The organism is Chryseobacterium glaciei (genome assembly GCF_001648155.1).
GTDB classification, from domain to species: domain Bacteria; phylum Bacteroidota; class Bacteroidia; order Flavobacteriales; family Weeksellaceae; genus Chryseobacterium; species Chryseobacterium glaciei.
Genome location: NZ_CP015199.1, coordinates 1,868,904 through 1,887,653, shown reverse-complemented (window position 1 = coordinate 1,887,653; position 18,750 = coordinate 1,868,904). Strand labels below are relative to the sequence as shown.

Genomic DNA, 18,750 nt, shown 5'->3' with positions numbered 1-18,750 from the left:
AGGGGAGATTTCGTATATTTGTGTGAAATTTATTTTATGACAAATTCTAGAGCAAGAGAAACAACAGAGGCAATTGAAAGACTATACATCTCTATGAGACATTTATTTTATAGAGGATTTTTCAAGCCAGCGGGTGTTTCTGGAGAAAGTATTAGAAGTTTGTTGAAAACAATCAATCCTGAAATTTATGGTACCATGAATGTTCCAAACAAATTGGAGCTAGATGGTTTGATGTATGTTTTAGACAGACTTCCAGAGGGAATTGAGGAATGTGCTTTTATTCATCTTACATCAGATGAGGGTTTTGATAAAGGAAGTTTCGAACCAATTGTACCTAAAAAGAGAAGAAGAAACTGTTACAGAATAGACGAACACCAGATGAATATCGAAGTTCTTTTGGGACGTTCAGAAATCTATGACATTCTTACTCACTTAACATTCTTATTTATAGAAGCGGACAAAATCCGTAATCTGGCGTTCATTCAGGACGAAAACTGGAAGCCGACACGCGCTTTTAAAATTATTGAAGAAGTAGTAAAAGGCGAAAAACAATTCACAAGAAAGGAGAAAGAGGTTGCTCTTATTCACTTATCTTCTTTAATAGGAAGAACTTTTGATGAAACGTTGAGAGCTTACAACACTTTCGGAGACGATAACAATCCAGACCGTTTGTTTAAGATCATTTACAACTTAGGAAAAGTAAGTTTAGAAGATGCTAAACAAAGCAGAGAAAGAGAAATTCATTTCAGTGCTATATTAAAGGAAAGAGTAGGTCACCATTATTTTGGTGAAAAATGGGCGAACAAAGTGAAAGATGTTTTATTTGAAAACGATCTTCACATGCGTCCGTTACATATTATTTCTGCCAACATGCACTCAGTGAAAAATATGTTGTACGGAAATGATGCTCTGAAGAAAAAAGATCACAAAGAAGTAGACTATAAAATGTATGGAGATATTTCCGACAAAAAAGATCTACGTGATAAGGTTTCAAAATATGCATTAGACCAAGGTTTAATTTATATTGATGACAAAAGCGGAAGTAACATCGATGTTCAGATCATTGACTTAAGCAAAACAGAACTTAAAAACACACCGTTCGGGCATATTAAATATGGCGGAGACGATGTAATTATGGTTTTTGATTATGCTTTCGGAGAACAGGCTTTTGAGGTAATGGATGAATTATTAAGACCTTTCGAACAAAAAGGAGAGGTTTATATGATGAAAGTGAAATCTGTTTCCATCATGGGGAAAGCTGGAATTCTAGAAGGCGCAAAAGGGGATGTCATGATTCCAACTTCTCATATTTTTGAAGGAACAGCAGATAACTATCCTTTTGAAAATGCTTTGAAGCTGGATGATTTTAAAGATGACGAATTAAAAGCTTTTGAAGGAACGATGATCACAGTTTTAGGAACATCACTTCAAAACAGAGATATCTTGTCATATTTCATGCATACTTCTTGGAAGGCAATCGGACTGGAAATGGAAGGAGCGCATTACCAGAAAGCAATTCAGGTGGCGTCTAAAATCAGACATCATATTGCACCGGATCTTTTTGTTTGCTACGCTTACTATGCTTCGGATAATCCTTTGGAAACGGGAAGTACACTGTCTTCAGGAGGTTTAGGACTTACAGGGGTAAAACCAACGTATCTGATTACCTTGAAAATTTTAGAAAAGATTTTAGAAAGCGGTAAAAAATTACCTGCTAAAAAATAATTTTGATTCTACATTAAATATAAACCTCAAGTGTTCTGCATTTGAGGTTTTTTGTTTTCTTTAAACACAAATAATGCTAATTTTTTCACGAATAGCACGAATTTCATTTGTGTTTAAAATTGTGCTTTTTTATTTGTGTTATTCGTGTTTAAGAAAACTTTATCTTTAAAAAAATTAAAATAATGAGTTCAGTTTCACAATTATCAAAAAGATTCAGAGAGGTTTTGCTTGATGGTTTCTGGATTGCGAATACCAATTTTAAAGATCAGCTTAAAGATGTAAACTGGGAACAGGCAACAACAAAAGTCAGTTCTTTGAATACGATTGCAATGCTTACTTTTCACATTCATTATTATATTGCAGGACTTATCAATGTATTTGAAGGTGGTGAGCTTGAAATTAAAGATAAATATAGTTTTGACCTTTCTTCAATTGAATCTCAGGAACAATGGGAAGAATTATTAAGTCAATTATGGATCGATTCTGAAAAGTTTGCAACACTATTAGAACAAATGCCTGATTCTAAAATGGATGAAGTTTTTGTTGATGAAAAGTACGGAACTTACCTTAGAAATATTGATGGAATGATTGAACATTCTTATTATCATTTGGGTCAGATTACATTGATTAAAAAGCTATTGAGTAATTAATTCTTTTAAACACAAATTAGCACTAATCTTTTCACAAATAACACGAATATTATTTGTGTTTAAAATTGTGAATTCATTTGTGATATTAGTGTTTAAATATTTAACAAACCCAATTAAAATTCATCTAAAACCATATCAAACGAAATAAAACCTCAACATAACTCCATTTTTTAGGTCTTATTTTAATTACTTATCTTTAAAAAAATAAAATTTTAAATGAAAAAATCGGTTGCAATCCTATTTGCATTTATCATTTCTCAATTTCAGGCACAGCAGACGCCTTATTATCAGCAGGCTGCGAAGTACAAGATGGATATTGATGTTAATGCGGAAAAATTTACTTATCAGGGAAATCAAACTTTAGAATATACCAACAACTCTCCGGACGAACTGAACGTTGTGTATTTCCATTTATACTGGAATGCTTTTAAATCTAATTCAATGATGGATCAAAGAGTGGCAAGCCAAGGTAAAAATGGTGATTCAAGATTGCAAAAAGATGGTATTTCAAGATTGCCTTCTATTCCAAAAAATGAAGAAGGAGCTCAAAATATTCACTGGATCAAACAAAATGGACAAAACCTGAAGTTTGAAATTCAGGAAACGATAATGAAGGTATATTTGGCAGAACCTATCAAACCAAATTCTACAACCAATTTCACAATGGAATGGAACGCTGTGATACCTCAGCAGATCAGACGAAGCGGAAGAAACAACAAAGAAGGCGTTGATATGACCATGACGCAATGGTATCCTAAAATTTCAGAATACGATTATGACGGATGGGCAACTTTCGATTATTTGGGAAGGGAGTTTCATTCGCCGTTCTCTGATTTTGATGTGACGATTAAAATTAATAAAGATTATGTAATTGGAGCAGGGGGAATCCTTGAAAATCCGACAGAAGTTAAAGGTTACGATGCCAATGCAAAAATCAAAACCGAAAAAGATAAAAAAGCAACTTGGAGATGGACAGCCAAAAATATGCTGGATTTCGCTTGGAGTGCCGACAGAGACTACATTGTAAAAAGTTTTGATGTTCCGGAAGGTCCAAAAGTTTTCTTGGTTTATCAAAACAATGACAAAACGAAAGCTTGGGAAGAAGCTCCGGCTTATCTTACAAAATATTTCCAGATCATGAATGGTCACTTCGGAAAATATGTTTATCCGACTTACGCTTTCATCCAAGGTGGAGACGGCGGAATGGAGTATGGGATGTGTACCATGATTTTAGGTGAAGCTAAAAATAGTAAAGATTTAATGGGATTAATGGCTCACGAAGGCTCTCATTCATGGTATCAGCAAATGTTGGCAACCAACGAATCTATGCGACCATGGATGGATGAAGGATTTACAAGCTATGCGGAAGGGTACACCATGCATCAGTTATTCCCTGAAGAATTACCGAATCCTTTTATTGAAAGGTTGGATGCTTACAGAAAATTCCTTGAAAAGAAGATTGAAGAACCTGCAGTTTGGTTAGGAGATCACCACGATAACGGAACTTCTTATACCTATTCAACTTATATAAAAGGAGAGTTATATTTGGTTGAATTAGGCTACATCATGGGTGAACAAAACCTAGCTGAAACCTTGAAACAATACTACGATCAATGGAGCATGAAACATCCTACAGACAGAGATTTTCTTCACATTGCACAGAAAGTTTCAGGAATGGATTTGAAATGGTTCCATCATTATTGGATCAACACCACAAAAACGATCGATTACGGAATTAAAGATGTAAAATACGATGCAAAATCTACAACGATTACTTTGGTTAATAACGGACAAGTTCCAATGCCGATCGATTTCAGTGTAATGACTACGGATAAGAAAATTGTTACTTACCAGATTCCAACAAATCTTACTCACACCTGGAAGTCGAAAGATGCTTACGGTGATTTTAAAACAGTAGCGTATTGGCCTTGGACTCAGAAAGAATATACGTTGACAGTTCCTTACACGAAGTCTCAATTATCTGTTCTGGGAATAGATTTCAGTCAGAGAATTGCGGATGTGAATATGAAGGATAACTTTTTAGAAGTGAAACAGTAAAAAATAGAATATATAAAGGAGTGTTGGAAAATACTCCTTTTATTTTTTATAAATTTGAAATTATTTTTAAATAAATGAATTCAATCGTAATCAACGTAGGAAACAGCAATATCAGATTTGGTCTTTTTGACGATGACAATTGTGATATTTCGTGGGTGATCAATACAAAACCTTACAGAACGGCAGACGAGCTTTATGTTCAGATGTTGATGTTGTATCAGACCTATAAAGTAGAGCCAAAAGACATCACTAAAGTTATCATAGGATCTGTGGTTCCTCAGCTTACTAAAGTGGTGAGTTCAGCGATAAAAAAGATCCACGGAATTCTTCCCGTGATTGTTGACAGAAGTACGCCTTCAGGAGTTGTGGCAAAATCTAAACAGATGGGAACGGATATTTATGCCAATCTTGTTGCTGCACACAATTTGTATCCTGATAGAAAGAAAATCATTATAGATTTTGGAACTGCTCTTACGGCAAGCTGCGTAACGGAAACAGGTGAAACTTTGGGCGTAATTATCGCTCCGGGAATTATTACAGCATTGAATTCTTTAATCAGCCAAACAGCTCAGCTTCCTGAAATTGAATTAAAAAAACCAAAAACTGTTTTAGGATTAGACACCGTAACCTGTATGCAAAGCGGAATGGTGTACGGATTTTTAGGAATGGTAGAAGGTTTTATCGACAGAATTAATGATGAAGTGAATGACGATTGTTTTGTGATCGCAACTGGTGGAGTTTCGCATGTTTACAAACCTTTGACGAATAAAATACATATCACAGACAGACTTCATACCTTGAAAGGATTATACTTTTTAGAAAAAGATTTATAAATGAAAGAATTTCCAAGAATAGAAACAGAACGACTGATTCTCTCTCAATTGAAAGAGGAGGATCTTCCTTTGGTGGTTGAATATCTTCAATCAAAAATTTTTTCTGATCTTACCTCAAATATTCCTTCTCCTTATACAGAAGATGATGCTCAATTTTGGTTAAAAAACTCTCAACAGGCCTTTGAAAATGGATCAGGATTTACTTTCGCGATCCGAAATCAAGACGATCAAATTATTGGTGCAATCGGACTTCACGATAGGGGAGATGATAAAGCTGAATTAGGCTATTGGCTTGGAGCTTCGTTTTGGAACAAAGGTTATATTACAGAAGCAGGAAAAGCGATTATCGATTTTGGATTTAATGAATTGAATTTAAACAAGATCTACGCCACCCATTTACTACACAATCCAGCATCAGGAAAAGTATTGGAAAAAATAGGAATGGAAAAAGAAGCTTTATTGAAACAACATTTAAAGAAAAACGGAGAATATTTTGATATTCCGATGTATTCTGTTTTCAGAAATAGAAATTGATTCACAGAATACTATATTAAAAAAAGCTCTTGCCTTTCAAGAAATATAAATAAAAAACAGCCTTTTTTAAGGCTGTTTAATTTTTTAAAGATCACCGGTGGTACAAGATACGCAATCATGTCCTGGTATTGGGTAGACCCATCCTCCGCAACAATCCGGAATAGGTTGTAATCTACATCCAATAACTTTTTTACCAGTATTTGGATCTGTATACAAGCATTGTCCCGGCATTAGACCTCCGTTGATTTTTGCAGTTTCTTTTCTTGATAGTTTTCTCATATTGTTTTGATTTGTTGTATTCAAATATAATTATTTATTCAATATGATGAGAAAAATTGCGTTAATCTTTATTAAAAGTGTAAATAATTTATCTTTTAGATTTAAAAAATTCTTTAACGATAGAAGAACACTCGTTTTCCATGACTCCGACAACCATTTCTGTTTTTGGATGAAGAGAAAGGTGTTTGTTGATAAATCCTCTTTGCTCATCTCGAGCGCCAATCACAACTTTTGAGATCTGCGACCAGGAAAGGGCTCCCGAACACATCACGCAGGGTTCCAGTGTAACATAAAGTGTGCAGTTTTTTAAATATTTTCCGCCAAGAAAGTTTGCTGCTGAGGTTATGGCTTGCATTTCTGCATGAGCCGTAACATCATTCAGCGTTTCTGTAAGATTATGGGCTCTCGCAATCACTCGATTATTAGAAACTATGACACATCCGATAGGAACCTCATCTTTTTCCAATGCAATTTCAGCTTCCTGAAAAGCCATTTTCATGTAATATTCGTCGGTAAACATTAATTATTCGATATTCAAGGTTAGAGGAAGTTTAAAACGAAATCTTACGGCATCCCCATTAATTGTTGCAGGCGAAAACTTCGACGAAACAGAATATAAAGCGATCTCGGCTTGTCTGTTGAAGGTGAAATTATCTCCCTGAGCCTGAACATTGCTAATGCTTCCATCTTTTTCAACAATAAAAGCAACATTGGTTTTAATTATTTTTAAATCTGAATGAACGCCTTCTGAATAAAAAAGATTGACAACTTCCTTTCTTAAAGCATCAACTCCGCCAGGATAGGCTGCTGTTTTATCTGTCGTTGCTTTGAGTTCGGAAGGATCTTGAGGATTGGTATTTTTCTTTTGAATTCTGGCAAGATCTTCAATGTTTTTCACTTTTAATAAAGCTCCGATCAAGGCTACATTTTCAATGCTGTCCATTTTCTTCATGAAAAAACGGAAATCATTTTTTATGGCAGACTTATTAAACATATTGCTTTCAGCATCGAATTTTTTCTTAAACTCGGTTCCCAACATGCTTCGGTGATTGTTGTAATAATTCTTCACTTGTTTAAAATCCTCCGTCTGTTGCGAAAAACAAAAGGAAGAAATGAGGCAAAACAGGTAAAGAAATAATGCTTTCAAATTGATATATTTATGTAAAAATAATCAAAAAAATATGAAAAATAATAAATATTTTTAGAGCTCTGAGTATCTGTTTAAAGACTCCTGCAAATGATTGCGGATGTCATCAACTAAGGTTTTAGGTTCTAAAACAGTAACTTCTTTTCCGTAAGACAGAATTTCCTGCATAAAGTCGTAAGTCGGATGTAAGAAAAATTCAAAAAAAGTTTCTTCAAGGGTTGCTTTTGTCTCTTGTTGTGACTGGTGAAGCGGAAAACTTTTAATATATTCTCCCTGATGTTTAGTACATTTAAGAACAATTTTCTGAGGATTTTGCTCCGTTAAATTCATTACTCCGAAAGCATTTTTAAAATGCTCCCTGAAATTATAACTATACTTTTCACGGAACTTATTTTTATCAACATCAAGATAATTAATTCTGTCTAAACCGAAAGATTTCAACGCTTTATCCTTGGTGTCGATTGCAATAAGATACCATCTGTCTTTGGATTCTTTCAACGCCAAAGGATGAGCTTTTCGGGAAGTCATCAGTTTATTTTTGTAATTGTAATGCTCAAAAGTCACCACTCTTTTATTACGAATGGCGAAGAAAAGATCATAAAAATGTTCTACTCCGGTCGGTTTTCGAGATTCAAAAAAAATGAAATTGGAAAAATCCGGATGAAGATTCAGCGCGTTACTTACCTGAAAAGATTCTAACAATTTTTGGTTGTATTCATCCACTTCCATGATCGGTCGACTCTCGATATAATAACGATTGTCACCTTTCTTTTTGTTATGAATGGAAAGGTTGAAAAGACCTAAAATCTCACGAATATCCCTCTGCAAGGTACGGATAGAGTAGCTCTTAATATCCGCATCCTGAAATTCAAAAGAGTTTAAAAGATAGTCCTCCAGCTGCGAATACGTCGCTGGAGAACTTTCTAATCTTTTTATAATTAAGGCATATCTTGTCAGGTAAAAGTCTTTTTTCATGAATGAATTTTATAAGACAAATATATGGGGTTAATGCGACAAAAGGTGTCGTGTTTTATTTTTTGTTGGGGAATTTTAAATATTTACAGGATCGAAAAAACCGTCCTGATCCTCTTCCAATTGTAATAATTTATTTTTGTCTTTTTTATATAAAGTTATATTTTCTTCAGTTGAAATTGCTGTCATCATTTTAAACATATTAAGAGTATCTTTTTCAATAATTATAGGTCCATTTCCTGCTAAGAAATTAGAATAATCATCTTTAATTTGCCAATAGAATACCCATCCAAAAGGGTGCCTTTCTGTAAGTTCTTCATAGATTATAATATTTGGTTCTCCCTCTTCATTCCAAACTATTAAGTTGTTCTGATAATCTACAAAACGTTGCATTTTTGCTTTTGCTTGTTCTTCTGTATACATAAATCATTTTTAATTTGTTGGTAAAAACTGATAATAATCATAAACTAGCTTTGCGCGTTTGCCAGTTTGTCCGTCAAGATACTTAATTACTCCATTTTCATTAATTACGTTGAAATAATGTCCGATATTTTTACCTTTTTTAATTCCAAATATAATTCCCCTTTTACCAGGCTTTAAGTCTTTTTTCAATTTTTAATTCTAGATCATTTATGGATGAAGGCATAACTTTAGAATCTTGCCATTTATTTTAAATCAAATATTCATTAAGATTTTGAAAATATTGTAAACTCATAATGATTTATATTTTGATTTTATTTTGTTTTAAAAATATTTCAAAGGTTTCATTGTTATAAACAGACCAGTCCGCAAAACCGGTAGACTTTGTGGACTGGGCAAGAATATTTATAAATAATTATGATGGTATTGTATTAACTACAATAAAAGACGTAAGGTTATTTTGTTTTTCGAATTTCGCATAGAATTCAAGTAATTTTTCTAATTCTTCTGAAGTATAAGAATCTGTAGTGTTTTTATTTTGAATAATGGAAAGAGCCCAGTGATATGGTATTTGATGGTTTATATAATCTACTCCGTCATAATCTTCAAGATTATTTAGCATAGATATAAAATAATTGTAAAATTCATTCTCAATAATTTTCTTTTTGAAAAATTCTGTAATTAAAAGACATACAAATTCAAAATATTTTTCTCTTAAGAATATTTTCTCTTGACCGTCATCATCAATAAATGAAAATTTATCATTTTTAATATGTTTCATAATTTAACTTATTTTAATTTTTATCTAGATATTTTGTAAGAAGTTTTGCTCCTTTTTCACTTGTTATTGCTACTTGAGTTTCTTTTATAGCCTTAGGTTTTTCCTTACCTAAGAGTACGTCCCAAGGATTTTTAAGCTTTGGCCCGATTACGATATCATAATCATGGATTAAATCCCCCTTTCTTGCATTGGTCACAAATTCTGCCCATTCTTCAGTTGGTCCGTCGAACTTCTTTACTTTTAAGCTTAATAAATCTTTTTCAGAAATAGTAAATTTTAAAATTTCAGAAGGATCTCCATTTCTTCCAAATTTATATTTGTTATATTTATCTGTTTCTTTTAATGAAAAACTTGTATAGAAAGAACCATTGCCTTTAGAATTAAAATCTAAATTAGGTTTATTTGCAGATAGTTGAATTCCATCTTTCTTTATAGAATTGGCAGCTCCTGGACTTGTTCCATGAAATAAATTTATTAAAGAATTTTTAGAGATCTCTTTATCTAATTCCTGTTGTGCTTTCTCAAAAGCTTCTTTTGTTACCTTTTGAAGAGTTTTTTCCTCTAATTTTTTTGAGAAATCATCAGATTGTTTTCTTAAAGTTTGATAATAATTCTCTAGATATTTTTGATCTGTAATTAAGTCTTGATCTGCTTTTGAAACTTTCTTTAATAAAGAAATCTCTTCTGCGGCTTTTGTTGCTTTCCCTGCTTTTAATGCAGGAACAAGAAGAGTAATTATATCTGGAGTAAGTTCACCAAGCTCTTTGTAACGATAGTATTGATTACCCCCTTTCTTTAAATACCAATCAGGAATTTCTTTTACTGCAATATAAAATTTTTTCCAAAGTTTTTTTATGAAATCTTCGAAGTTGTAAACAAGTTCATTTAAAAGGTTTTCAAAAGCTTCTTTCAATGCATCTGTAAGAATGAAACCTGCTCCATCTTTAGCAATCATCATTAATAAAGCTATCAAATCAACAATTCCGGCCGTAAATTCTATACAACCATTCCAAAGACCGACTAAAAAAGCATTGAGATTATAAATCTCATTAAACATTTCTTCTTCTGGTAAAATATCTTCCAATTTTTTAAGACCATCATCTAGTAAAGAAGAAAATTTATCAAACAAATATAATAAAACATTGTTTAGAATTTCTTTAAATACTTTTTCTACTGCTCCAGTTTCTTTATCATATTTGTTTAAATTTTCAATTTGTTGTTTAAGTTTATTTTTGATTGACTCTTTTAAGTTTTTTCGATTTTGAGGAGTAAAAGCATTTGGAAGAAAAGCGGGGGTAAAGTCTTTTACAAGAAAAGCGTTCCAATACTTTTCTTCTTCATATTTTTTTGTTCTCATCCATTGTGAGATTTCCAGTAGTTTTTTTGGCAAGTTTAATCCTACATATTCTTCACCTTTCAAAAAAAGTAAAAACCAGGACATGTCATCAAACTTTTTTTGATTGTAATCATATTTTATAGCTTTTACTAAAAGATCAGTAAGATTTGTAGGTTTGTATTTTGTTTCTGTTTTTATTTGATTGAAAAAATCATACTGTTCCCCATTTTTTATTTCAAAAGGGCGTTTCAAGAACTCATCTGCTAATTCTTTTTCAGTTTTATTAAAAAAAGAAAATTGCAGTTGTATTTTCAGTATTGCATTTTTTCCTAATTTTACTCGGACAATCCTTCCAAAGTCAAACTTTCCATCATCACTTTCTATGAAAAAGTAAACCTCATCATCTTTTGGTATTTTTTGAGGATCGGCGTAATCTTTTAGAACTTTTTGACCATCGGGGTTTGCTAATACAATAAACTTAATATCATCCCAGTTTTCATTGGTTAAAGAATTATATAATTTTGCAGGAGCGGCACTAAACTTTTTAGATAAATCAATAATACTAAAATTTGATTCGTGAAAAACCCTAGAAGGCCCGTAATCTGTCACTGCCCATGGCGGTAATCGTTTTTCCCAATATTGTCCAAAAGGACTGTCTTTGAAAGCGCTTATTTCGTCGAATGTATTCTTTTTAAAAAAGCTTTCTTTGCGAAATATTCCACTTTGTATATCGTTTTCGGAAAGTAGCTTAGAGTCGGAGAGATCACCACTGCCTTTATTATTTAATATTTCTAAACTCATTGTGTGATTTTTTGGTGTGTTAGATAAAAGGCAGAGTTTTTAGGCTCTGCCAAATGTTGAGGTTAAAAATTAAAACGTGTATGCTTTAATTAAATTAAAATTCATATAAGTTTCAAATGAAGTATCTCCTGTTTCTGTTGTATTATTAAAAATAGCACCTAGGTATAAATCATCATTATTCAGAATGGTTTCAGTATTAATTACAACATTGGGTACTCCGTTATTAGTAACCCCAGATAGGACTTTGGTTAATAGTTGTCCTTTTTTTATTAAAACAAATTTAAATGTTTGTGAATAAGCCCAATTGGAATTTAATGCTGAAACATAACCATAACCAGTTATATCAAGACTTCCAAAAAGATCATTCGTTAGATTAGTTGAATTGCCAGTGGAAAATCCTATTGACTGAATCGGAGAAATTCTAAGGTTAGTAGAAATATTCATTTCTAAATACCAATTATCACCTGCATTGAACAATGGTAATTGTGTTTTTGCATTAAATACATACTCTGATTCAAAGAGAGGAGGCTTTATAGAGTTGTCCGGATTAAAATATATGATATTATTGGTGGCATAAGCCTTACTTGTCACATTGTTGTTATAAACTTTTGTATTCCAACTTAAACCATGAAGATCAATCTCGTTTACATTATTTACAATTTCAAAGCTTGTTGGAGTTACATAATAAGCGACTCCGTTCCAAAGTCTTATTTTATATTCATTAACACCTAACGAATAAAAATTGTGATAAAACGTTAAACTTAAACCTGTTGTATCCAATTGTACCTGAGAATTTGGAATAGTTGCTAAAACAGTAGAACCCGTTACGTCCATAATTTCAACTTTGAAACTTGTAGGATTTAGGTTTAAATTAGCTCCTCTTAATGATATATATGTTATTTCATTTTCTAATTTAATAAGAAGAGGTGAAATAGCACCTACGCTCATCGTATTCGTGGTCCAACCACCATTCATAGCTGTTTTCCATGCTGTTTTTTCAGCATTGGAAAGGGTTGTTGGTAAGCTTAAGAAAGGTTGTTTACCATTTGTCTTACCAACTTTTCCGGCAGGATTTTGTGACAGGAATATATTAAAGGTTGAATCACTTGAAACATCTGCTAATCCTGTAACTGAATAATTACGCCCTGAAGTATTCATCGTCCAATCGGCTCCTAGAGTTAATCCGGCACCAGCGATAGATGTTAAAGCAGAGTTGGCTACATTTTTCCCAAGATCTCCGGCTGGAAGCTTTGCAACTTCTCCATTACTGTTAAGTCCTACAATTTTGTTGTAATCCTGAACATTTCCGTCAATTAATGGTTTGTCTAGTTTATTATTTAATTTTTCTCTGGTGTCAGTATTGTAATCTGACTGACTTGTGATTCCTTCAGAAATTAAATCAAGATCAGATATGCTTACATGATCATCCGACAATTCTACCGGAATAGATCCGTCAACTACTGCATGAGTCTTTAAATCTCCATTGGCATCAATTGCGTAGTCTGTGTAAGTAGCTGCACCTGGTGCAGCTACTTGGTAAATTACATTCTTCTCTCTTGATTCAACAGGAGGCAATGCATTTACCCTTATAATTTTTCCTAAATTGGACATCTTTTTGTAATTTTTTTGTTAGATAAAAGGCAGAGTTTTTAGGCTCTGCCATTATGATTTAAATGTTAGAATTTATATGCTTCCTCCAATACTGTTTTTACCTTAACAGAAGGACTGTTAGCATTAAGTCCTTTTAATCCAATAGATAAAGGAATCCCTTCTGGAATTGTTTTTTGAACCGTTTGATAGATCTGGATCGTATTGTTATATGCTGTATTGTGATTTAGGCTCATACTAATCATATTATCTCTTTTTGAAATAACAAAATCTACACGGACTTGGTTAAAGTTAGGAATGCTATAAAGAGGTACGGATGATTGCTCATTGATAGACTTTTTAAGATCCGCCCAGTTACCTCCTTCAATCGTAATTTTTAAAGAAGCTAAAGCATCAATAATTAAACTATTGTTATTGTTAGCATTTACTAAGCCGATTAATCCTCCTCCATAAAGATTTATATTTCCCGTTAGGATCATATAGCCTTTTAAAGAGAAATTATCTGCTCCAGTAAATATTTGGCTTGATTTTGCAGAACTTACAATTGAAAAATCTGTTGCCAAAGGTTTATTGGCCGCATTTGTTACAAAGTCTATATTACTTCCATTAATCTGCATTACATTGTCTACCTCTGATTGCGTATGGGCGATTTTGTCCCATGTAAGTGCATTAATATCAACAGAATTAGCATTGCTTGTAATTAATATATTATTAAGTCCGCTAGTTTGAATAATTGCAACACCATTAAATATTTTAATTCTGTATTCACCATCTGTGAAAGTGTTTGGCTTAAACCAGATAGAAATTAAATTAGCATCACCATACGTAATTTGCGAGTTGGGAATTACCTTTTCAACTCCTGATATATTATTCACAAGGCTGATTACTGAAGAGCTGGGATTGATATTAAGATTTGCGCCATTAATTGTTACAAAAACGCCATAATTAACAGATTTTACAATGTTCGGAAATACATTGGCAACACTCATCGTATTCGTAGTCCAACCACCATTCATAGCTGTTTTCCATGCTGTTCTTTCAGCTTCTGTCATTTGATTGGGAATTCCTACCATCATGTTTTTGCTGTCTATCACTGCATTGATTCCATTGACGTTCTGTACCACGACCTTATTGAAATTAGTCGTGTCAGAATTTTTATTAGGCAGTCCGACCACTGTATATGAATTTCCTAATGTATTGATGGAAAAAGGAGCATGAAGCGTATGATTTCTTGCAGAACTGTTTGACAGGTCTGCATTCATCATGTTTTTTCCTAGATCTCCGGCAGGTAATTTGGCAATATTTCCATTATCATCCAAGCCGATGATTTTAGGATAATCTTGAGCATTTCCTTCTGTTGTGGGAATCTCTAGTTTTTGTTCTAATTTCTCTCTTGTATCGACATTATATTGAGCCTGACTTGCAATTCCTTCAGCTATAAACTCCTGATTGGTAATGCTGATATGGCTGTCTGCCAGTTCTAAAGGAACTGTTCCGTCAACTACAGCATGGGTTTTTAAATCTCCATTTATATCAATTGCGTAGTCTGTGTAAGTAGCTGCACCTGGTGCAGCTACTTGGTAAATCACATTCTTTTCTCTTGATTCAACAGGAGGTAATGCATTTACCCTTATAATTTTTCCTATATCGGACATTTTTTATGATTTTTTAGTTAATAATTGATTTAAACCCAGTCTCCTGTAATTATTTTTTCTGTTGTATTATCTTGAACTCCAAGAAGATTATCATTTGGTTCAAAATTGAATTTCTCTTCAGTAATAACTTCAGAAGGAACTTCAAAATCATTAGGATTTTCTGTTGTAAATGGTAAAGCGTGAGCTACTTTTAGTCCGATACTTTCTGCCTGAAGAATATTTAAAGTCGTTGGAAGTCTTGTGATCCAAGCTTTTCCTTGTTTAATACCTTTTGGTTCTTTCATTTCATCAACAATAGATAGATATAGTTCATCGCCAATTACAGGAACTTCACCACCATTCCAGATTTTACCTGTTGCCAGATAGAATTGTACAACATCTTCAAAACCTGGTCGAACGGTTGCTACCACTCTTGCCATGCCACTTTGTAGAAAGGATCTGAACAAAGGATCTGTATTTTCAGCTTGATATAATTCTGTCCAGTTTTGTTTATTTGCCCAATAATATGGGTACAGATAATAAGAAAGATTTTCCCATTCAAAAGCCTGTTCCATGAATTTCACAAAGGCGGTGTATTTATCTAATTTAGAAGTTAGGTTCGTTTCATAATCTGTAAATGTACTTCCTTGAGTTAACCCTGTAAGTCCATATCCATGAGTAGAATCGGTTGCTCTATCAGCCATGTAAGAAATACAGTTTTTACGTAATACTATGTTTTCTATTTGTCTGTAGAAATTAGGGTTTGAATCTTTGATTACTACGGCTTTGTTTTGTTCTTCAGAAAGTTTATTGTTGTATTCTACTAATGCTTCTTCATAAGCAGTAATGATTGAGTTAAACGTTTCTTGTTGCCATTGAGTTCTTACTTCATTATCTAATTTACATTCTAAAGAAACACTAAATACAACACCTGCAGAATCTGCTGTTTCTATTGAAACACCTACTTTTTTTGAATAATTCCTATTAAACGTAATATTTCTTTCAATGATAATATGAGAAGAGTTTTGACCAACCATATAGTAGAAATCACCAACGGTAACACCTACATGGGTCCACTCATATCTACTAGGTTGAAAGAAATGTCCGACAATTAACTTACCTCCTGTTGTTGAATATCCCTCAGGAATATCTAATGAGTCAGATTTTGCACCCATTTCACTATCTCCAATTTCACCTTTACTCAGACTAAATGATTTTGTGACATTCGAATATTCAGCAGGTTTTTTTGAGATGTCTACATTATATTTGCTTGACCAACGTTTTAATATGGCTTCTGTACTTAATGAACTATAATCAGTCATCGGTAATGAGGTCGCAGTTCTTGGATCTTCAGGTTTTACCAAAGAAGTTTGATTGGCACTTTTATTTAAAGACATTCCTAAAATATGTAATTTAGCAGGCTCAGGAATCATAAACTCAAACATCATACGTTTTCCATAGTTGTAGATCTGATTTTTCATCAATTTATCAACCCATCTGTAAACTCCGACTACATGTTTATCACCTTTTCTGTTGTCTAAACCATGAGAGTTTGTTTCTTCAAATTCTTCAATGATTTTCTCAATTCTTTCTTCGTGTACTTTATTGACAATCCTATCCATTGCTCTTGAAGTAATATCTTGAGCTTGGGTTGTTGCTTGTCTTGTACTTTCTTCTTTTGATTTATGGTTTGCGTAATTTGCAGCTATTCCTGTACTAAAATTACCATTTCCGCCCGGAGTTTTCCAAGATGCATCAAAATGAGTATTTACACCAATATCTGTTGCTTCCTGTGACATTTTAGAAATCTCGCTCTGCATTTCAAAACGATTGGCAGTCGTGGTATCATTAATTTGCTCTCTTTCTGTATCAGAAGATGTGGTTGAAGTATTTTCGCTTCTTCTCAATCTTCTTGTAGATTTCTCGCGATACTCTCTTGCCATTACATTTTCGATGTGAGCTACTTCACCTTCAACATAGGCGTGGGTGCTTTGTTCTACTTTTAAATAATCTGCAACACCAATATTTTTAAAACCGAATCCTGATGGGATGAAGTCTTTTCCATCATCAATAATTTCAGGGTTTTCATTTTCTTCAACTTGAAGGGCAAAATCTCCGGTTACACAATATCTAGTACTTATTCCTGATGTGCCAAACTCAGTAACTTGACCATTTGTAAAGGCAACTTTAATTCGAATCGCTGAATCCTGAATAGTATTAAAATCTAAGCCCTGATTATACATATCTTTTAAAAAGATCGTATTGCCTGTTTTAGATTTTACATAATAATCTCCAAAAATCTCTGTATTTGTATTATTTGGTGTTAGAGCATACGAAACATAGCTAATATCCCAAGATGCATCCGGAATAGTTAATGATAAATCAAGAACATATGCTTTGTATAAAGGTCTCGTACATATCTGATAAATAAATGGAAAGGTTACGGTTTTTGCTGTAGGTATAATTATTCCTCCAATACTCGTATAGCTTTCTTCATTACCTTGTGTATTTTCAACAATAACATTATTTAGCTTTTCTACATTTTCATTAATAACAGATGTTAGTTCTAAAAATGTATTTTTACCTTCCAATAGATCGTCTAGGTTACTCGTATCATCTCCGGCGGCACGTCCTGTAATATTTTGAGGATCAAATTTATATCCTAAAACATCGAGAAGTGTTTCAACGCTTTCTGGTTTTAAAGATGCAACAAGGTTTTCTGCACTTACTTCGTCTCTGAAAGTAAAATCAAATTTAGGTAATGATGGATAAGGAACTGTTTTAGGTTGCTGACATGGATCTTTTGGATCATATTCAGTTCCGGGAGGTCTTACTCCACAATATTCATCCCTAGCAGCTTCAACGGCTTCGTTGTAGGCGGTGATAATCGGAGCAACTTGTCTCTGATAAGCTTCATCCTGAGACTGGTATTCTGCCTGATACTCTTTATTGTACTTTTTTTCTGTAGCAGATAGGTTCTTTTTTAAGCTTTCAATTCTGCTCAATTTCAATTTTGCAGAAGAGATTTCCTGCTGTTGTTTCATTTCTTCACTTGGATAGCTTTCTTTAGTCTCATTTGAAGCCATTCTTGAAACTGATTGAGAAACAGGAAGCGTTTCTTCATCCAATATTAATTCTTTAGGAAGAACAACTCTTGCGTTTAATAAGATTTTAGTTTCATCTTCGTTGGTTGAAGGGTTGCGAAGCGTATGCAGAGCTAATATCACCTGCATCATGACTTCTTTAATGTAGAAATCTTTTTGAGTAACAACCTGATAAATAAGGTTATTCCATAGTACAACATCACTTGGAGCGGTATATTGAGCTGCAAGTACTTCATCTCTTTTGCTTACAAATTCCTGATACGTGCACGTGCTCTTATTTCGAGCCAGCCATGATGAAAAATCATAGATAACTTTATAAGATCTTTTAAATGAATCTAAGTTATTGGTTGGCTTGTCCTTAGAAATACATTCTGTTGTAGGTCCGTAAGCAGCTGCGCGTTCCTGCAGGAGTTTTCTTTTGGTTCCGGTTCCTTCTGTAACAGGTTTATAAAATTTGGTGTCATCTTTTAGCTCTTCAGGAATAAGTACAAATCTTTTGTCTTGTCCTTTTTCGTCTGAAAGTTGAGGACTTCTTAGGCTCACAAATCGAAATAATGTTTGTGTAGGTGTGTTTTCTACTGGCTGTTCAGTAGGGTTTTGGTTATCTGCCATTTTGTAATTTTTGGTTTTAATTAATTTAAAAAGTTAAGATTCGAAGGCTCTTTTTATTAGGGCTACTTCAGATTTTGCCTTATTTTTTAAGTGGTTTTTGGCGAAATTTTCCACACGAATTTTTAATTTTTCATCTTTATTGTAATTTTTAGTTCATCAGGATTTTTTAAACACAGTTCTGGCTGTTCAACATTTTGTGAATGGTGAATTCAAAGGTATTTTGCGAATTTTAACTGATTGTTTGTTGTGTTTTATT

16 protein-coding genes are annotated in these 18,750 nt (G+C 33.2%); 5 read left to right on the top strand and 11 right to left on the bottom strand.

Annotated features, from left to right (window positions below; translation table 11 throughout):
* Window positions 1-36 precede the first annotated feature (36 nt).
* From A0O34_RS08390 to A0O34_RS08370, 5 genes are all read left to right on the top strand, one after another.
* Window positions 37-1,725: a DUF6909 family protein gene (locus A0O34_RS08390; protein WP_066753686.1), complete on the top strand. Its 1,689-nt coding sequence runs from the start codon at window positions 37-39 to the stop codon at window positions 1,723-1,725.
* A 182-nt stretch (window positions 1,726-1,907) separates the two neighbouring features.
* Window positions 1,908-2,375, top strand: coding sequence for a DinB family protein (locus A0O34_RS08385; RefSeq protein ID WP_066753684.1), 468 nt, complete (start codon window positions 1,908-1,910; stop codon window positions 2,373-2,375).
* A 216-nt stretch (window positions 2,376-2,591) separates the two neighbouring features.
* Window positions 2,592-4,433, top strand: a complete 1,842-nt coding sequence (locus A0O34_RS08380; RefSeq protein WP_066753681.1) for a M1 family metallopeptidase — start codon at window positions 2,592-2,594, stop codon at window positions 4,431-4,433.
* 74 nt (window positions 4,434-4,507) lie between these two features.
* On the top strand, window positions 4,508-5,266 hold the full coding sequence (locus A0O34_RS08375; protein ID WP_066753680.1) for a type III pantothenate kinase: 759 nt from the start codon (window positions 4,508-4,510) through the stop codon (window positions 5,264-5,266).
* Complete coding sequence (locus A0O34_RS08370; RefSeq protein ID WP_066753678.1) at window positions 5,267-5,800, top strand: GNAT family N-acetyltransferase; 534 nt, start codon at window positions 5,267-5,269, stop codon at window positions 5,798-5,800.
* An 84-nt stretch (window positions 5,801-5,884) separates the two neighbouring features.
* Here A0O34_RS08370 and A0O34_RS08365 read toward each other — a convergent pair whose 3' ends face one another.
* The 11 genes from A0O34_RS08365 to A0O34_RS22550 form a co-directional block, all read right to left on the bottom strand.
* Window positions 5,885-6,079 carry a hypothetical protein gene (locus A0O34_RS08365; protein ID WP_066753676.1) on the bottom strand — a complete coding sequence of 65 codons (195 nt, stop codon included), beginning with the start codon at window positions 6,077-6,079 and terminating at the stop codon, window positions 5,885-5,887.
* Between the two features lie 88 nt (window positions 6,080-6,167).
* Window positions 6,168-6,599 (bottom strand): nucleoside deaminase, encoded by a 432-nt coding sequence (locus tag A0O34_RS08360; RefSeq protein ID WP_066753674.1) that lies wholly within the window; start codon window positions 6,597-6,599, stop codon window positions 6,168-6,170.
* 3 nt (window positions 6,600-6,602) lie between these two features.
* The gene (locus A0O34_RS08355) at window positions 6,603-7,148 is read right to left on the bottom strand and encodes an energy transducer TonB (RefSeq protein ID WP_228394371.1); all 546 of its coding nucleotides are present in this window, start codon (window positions 7,146-7,148) and stop codon (window positions 6,603-6,605) included.
* Window positions 7,149-7,280: 132 nt separating this feature from the next.
* Entirely contained in the window at window positions 7,281-8,201 is a 921-nt protein-coding gene (locus A0O34_RS08350) for a helix-turn-helix transcriptional regulator (RefSeq protein ID WP_066753670.1), read from the bottom strand.
* A gap of 75 nt (window positions 8,202-8,276) precedes the next feature.
* The gene (locus A0O34_RS08345) at window positions 8,277-8,621 is read right to left on the bottom strand and encodes a hypothetical protein (protein WP_066753668.1); all 345 of its coding nucleotides are present in this window, start codon (window positions 8,619-8,621) and stop codon (window positions 8,277-8,279) included.
* A gap of 9 nt (window positions 8,622-8,630) precedes the next feature.
* Window positions 8,631-8,810, bottom strand: coding sequence for a toxin glutamine deamidase domain-containing protein (locus tag A0O34_RS08340; RefSeq protein WP_066753667.1), 180 nt, complete (start codon window positions 8,808-8,810; stop codon window positions 8,631-8,633).
* Between the two features lie 223 nt (window positions 8,811-9,033).
* Window positions 9,034-9,399, bottom strand: a complete 366-nt coding sequence (locus A0O34_RS08335) for a hypothetical protein (protein WP_066753666.1) — start codon at window positions 9,397-9,399, stop codon at window positions 9,034-9,036.
* 13 nt (window positions 9,400-9,412) lie between these two features.
* Window positions 9,413-11,536: a DUF3990 domain-containing protein gene (locus A0O34_RS08330; protein ID WP_066753664.1), complete on the bottom strand. Its 2,124-nt coding sequence runs from the start codon at window positions 11,534-11,536 to the stop codon at window positions 9,413-9,415.
* A gap of 69 nt (window positions 11,537-11,605) precedes the next feature.
* Window positions 11,606-13,147, bottom strand: a complete 1,542-nt coding sequence (locus tag A0O34_RS08325) for a hypothetical protein (protein ID WP_066753662.1) — start codon at window positions 13,145-13,147, stop codon at window positions 11,606-11,608.
* A gap of 65 nt (window positions 13,148-13,212) precedes the next feature.
* A complete protein-coding gene (locus A0O34_RS08320) occupies window positions 13,213-14,799 on the bottom strand; it encodes a hypothetical protein (protein WP_066753661.1) in 1,587 nt (528 codons plus the stop codon).
* A 29-nt stretch (window positions 14,800-14,828) separates the two neighbouring features.
* Window positions 14,829-18,494 (bottom strand): hypothetical protein, encoded by a 3,666-nt coding sequence (locus A0O34_RS22550; protein ID WP_185097277.1) that lies wholly within the window; start codon window positions 18,492-18,494, stop codon window positions 14,829-14,831.
* Between the last annotated feature and the right edge of the window lie 256 nt (window positions 18,495-18,750).

Bases quoted from the DNA above. Each gene is read 5' to 3' on its own strand.
- A0O34_RS08390 (WP_066753686.1), top strand. From the start codon at position 37: ATGACAAATTCTAGAGCAAGAGAAACAACAGAGGCAATTGAAAGACTA.
- A0O34_RS08385 (WP_066753684.1), top strand. From the start codon at position 1,908: ATGAGTTCAGTTTCACAATTATCAAAAAGATTCAGAGAGGTTTTGCTT.
- A0O34_RS08380 (WP_066753681.1), top strand. From the start codon at position 2,592: ATGAAAAAATCGGTTGCAATCCTATTTGCATTTATCATTTCTCAATTT.
- A0O34_RS08375 (WP_066753680.1), top strand. From the start codon at position 4,508: ATGAATTCAATCGTAATCAACGTAGGAAACAGCAATATCAGATTTGGT.
- A0O34_RS08370 (WP_066753678.1), top strand. From the start codon at position 5,267: ATGAAAGAATTTCCAAGAATAGAAACAGAACGACTGATTCTCTCTCAA.
- A0O34_RS08365 (WP_066753676.1), bottom strand. From the start codon at position 6,079: ATGAGAAAACTATCAAGAAAAGAAACTGCAAAAATCAACGGAGGTCTA.
- A0O34_RS08360 (WP_066753674.1), bottom strand. From the start codon at position 6,599: ATGTTTACCGACGAATATTACATGAAAATGGCTTTTCAGGAAGCTGAA.
- A0O34_RS08350 (WP_066753670.1), bottom strand. From the start codon at position 8,201: ATGAAAAAAGACTTTTACCTGACAAGATATGCCTTAATTATAAAAAGA.
- A0O34_RS08345 (WP_066753668.1), bottom strand. From the start codon at position 8,621: ATGTATACAGAAGAACAAGCAAAAGCAAAAATGCAACGTTTTGTAGAT.
- A0O34_RS08335 (WP_066753666.1), bottom strand. From the start codon at position 9,399: ATGAAACATATTAAAAATGATAAATTTTCATTTATTGATGATGACGGT.
- A0O34_RS08330 (WP_066753664.1), bottom strand. From the start codon at position 11,536: ATGAGTTTAGAAATATTAAATAATAAAGGCAGTGGTGATCTCTCCGAC.
- A0O34_RS08325 (WP_066753662.1), bottom strand. From the start codon at position 13,147: ATGTCCAATTTAGGAAAAATTATAAGGGTAAATGCATTGCCTCCTGTT.
- A0O34_RS08320 (WP_066753661.1), bottom strand. From the start codon at position 14,799: ATGTCCGATATAGGAAAAATTATAAGGGTAAATGCATTACCTCCTGTT.
- A0O34_RS22550 (WP_185097277.1), bottom strand. From the start codon at position 18,494: ATGGCAGATAACCAAAACCCTACTGAACAGCCAGTAGAAAACACACCT.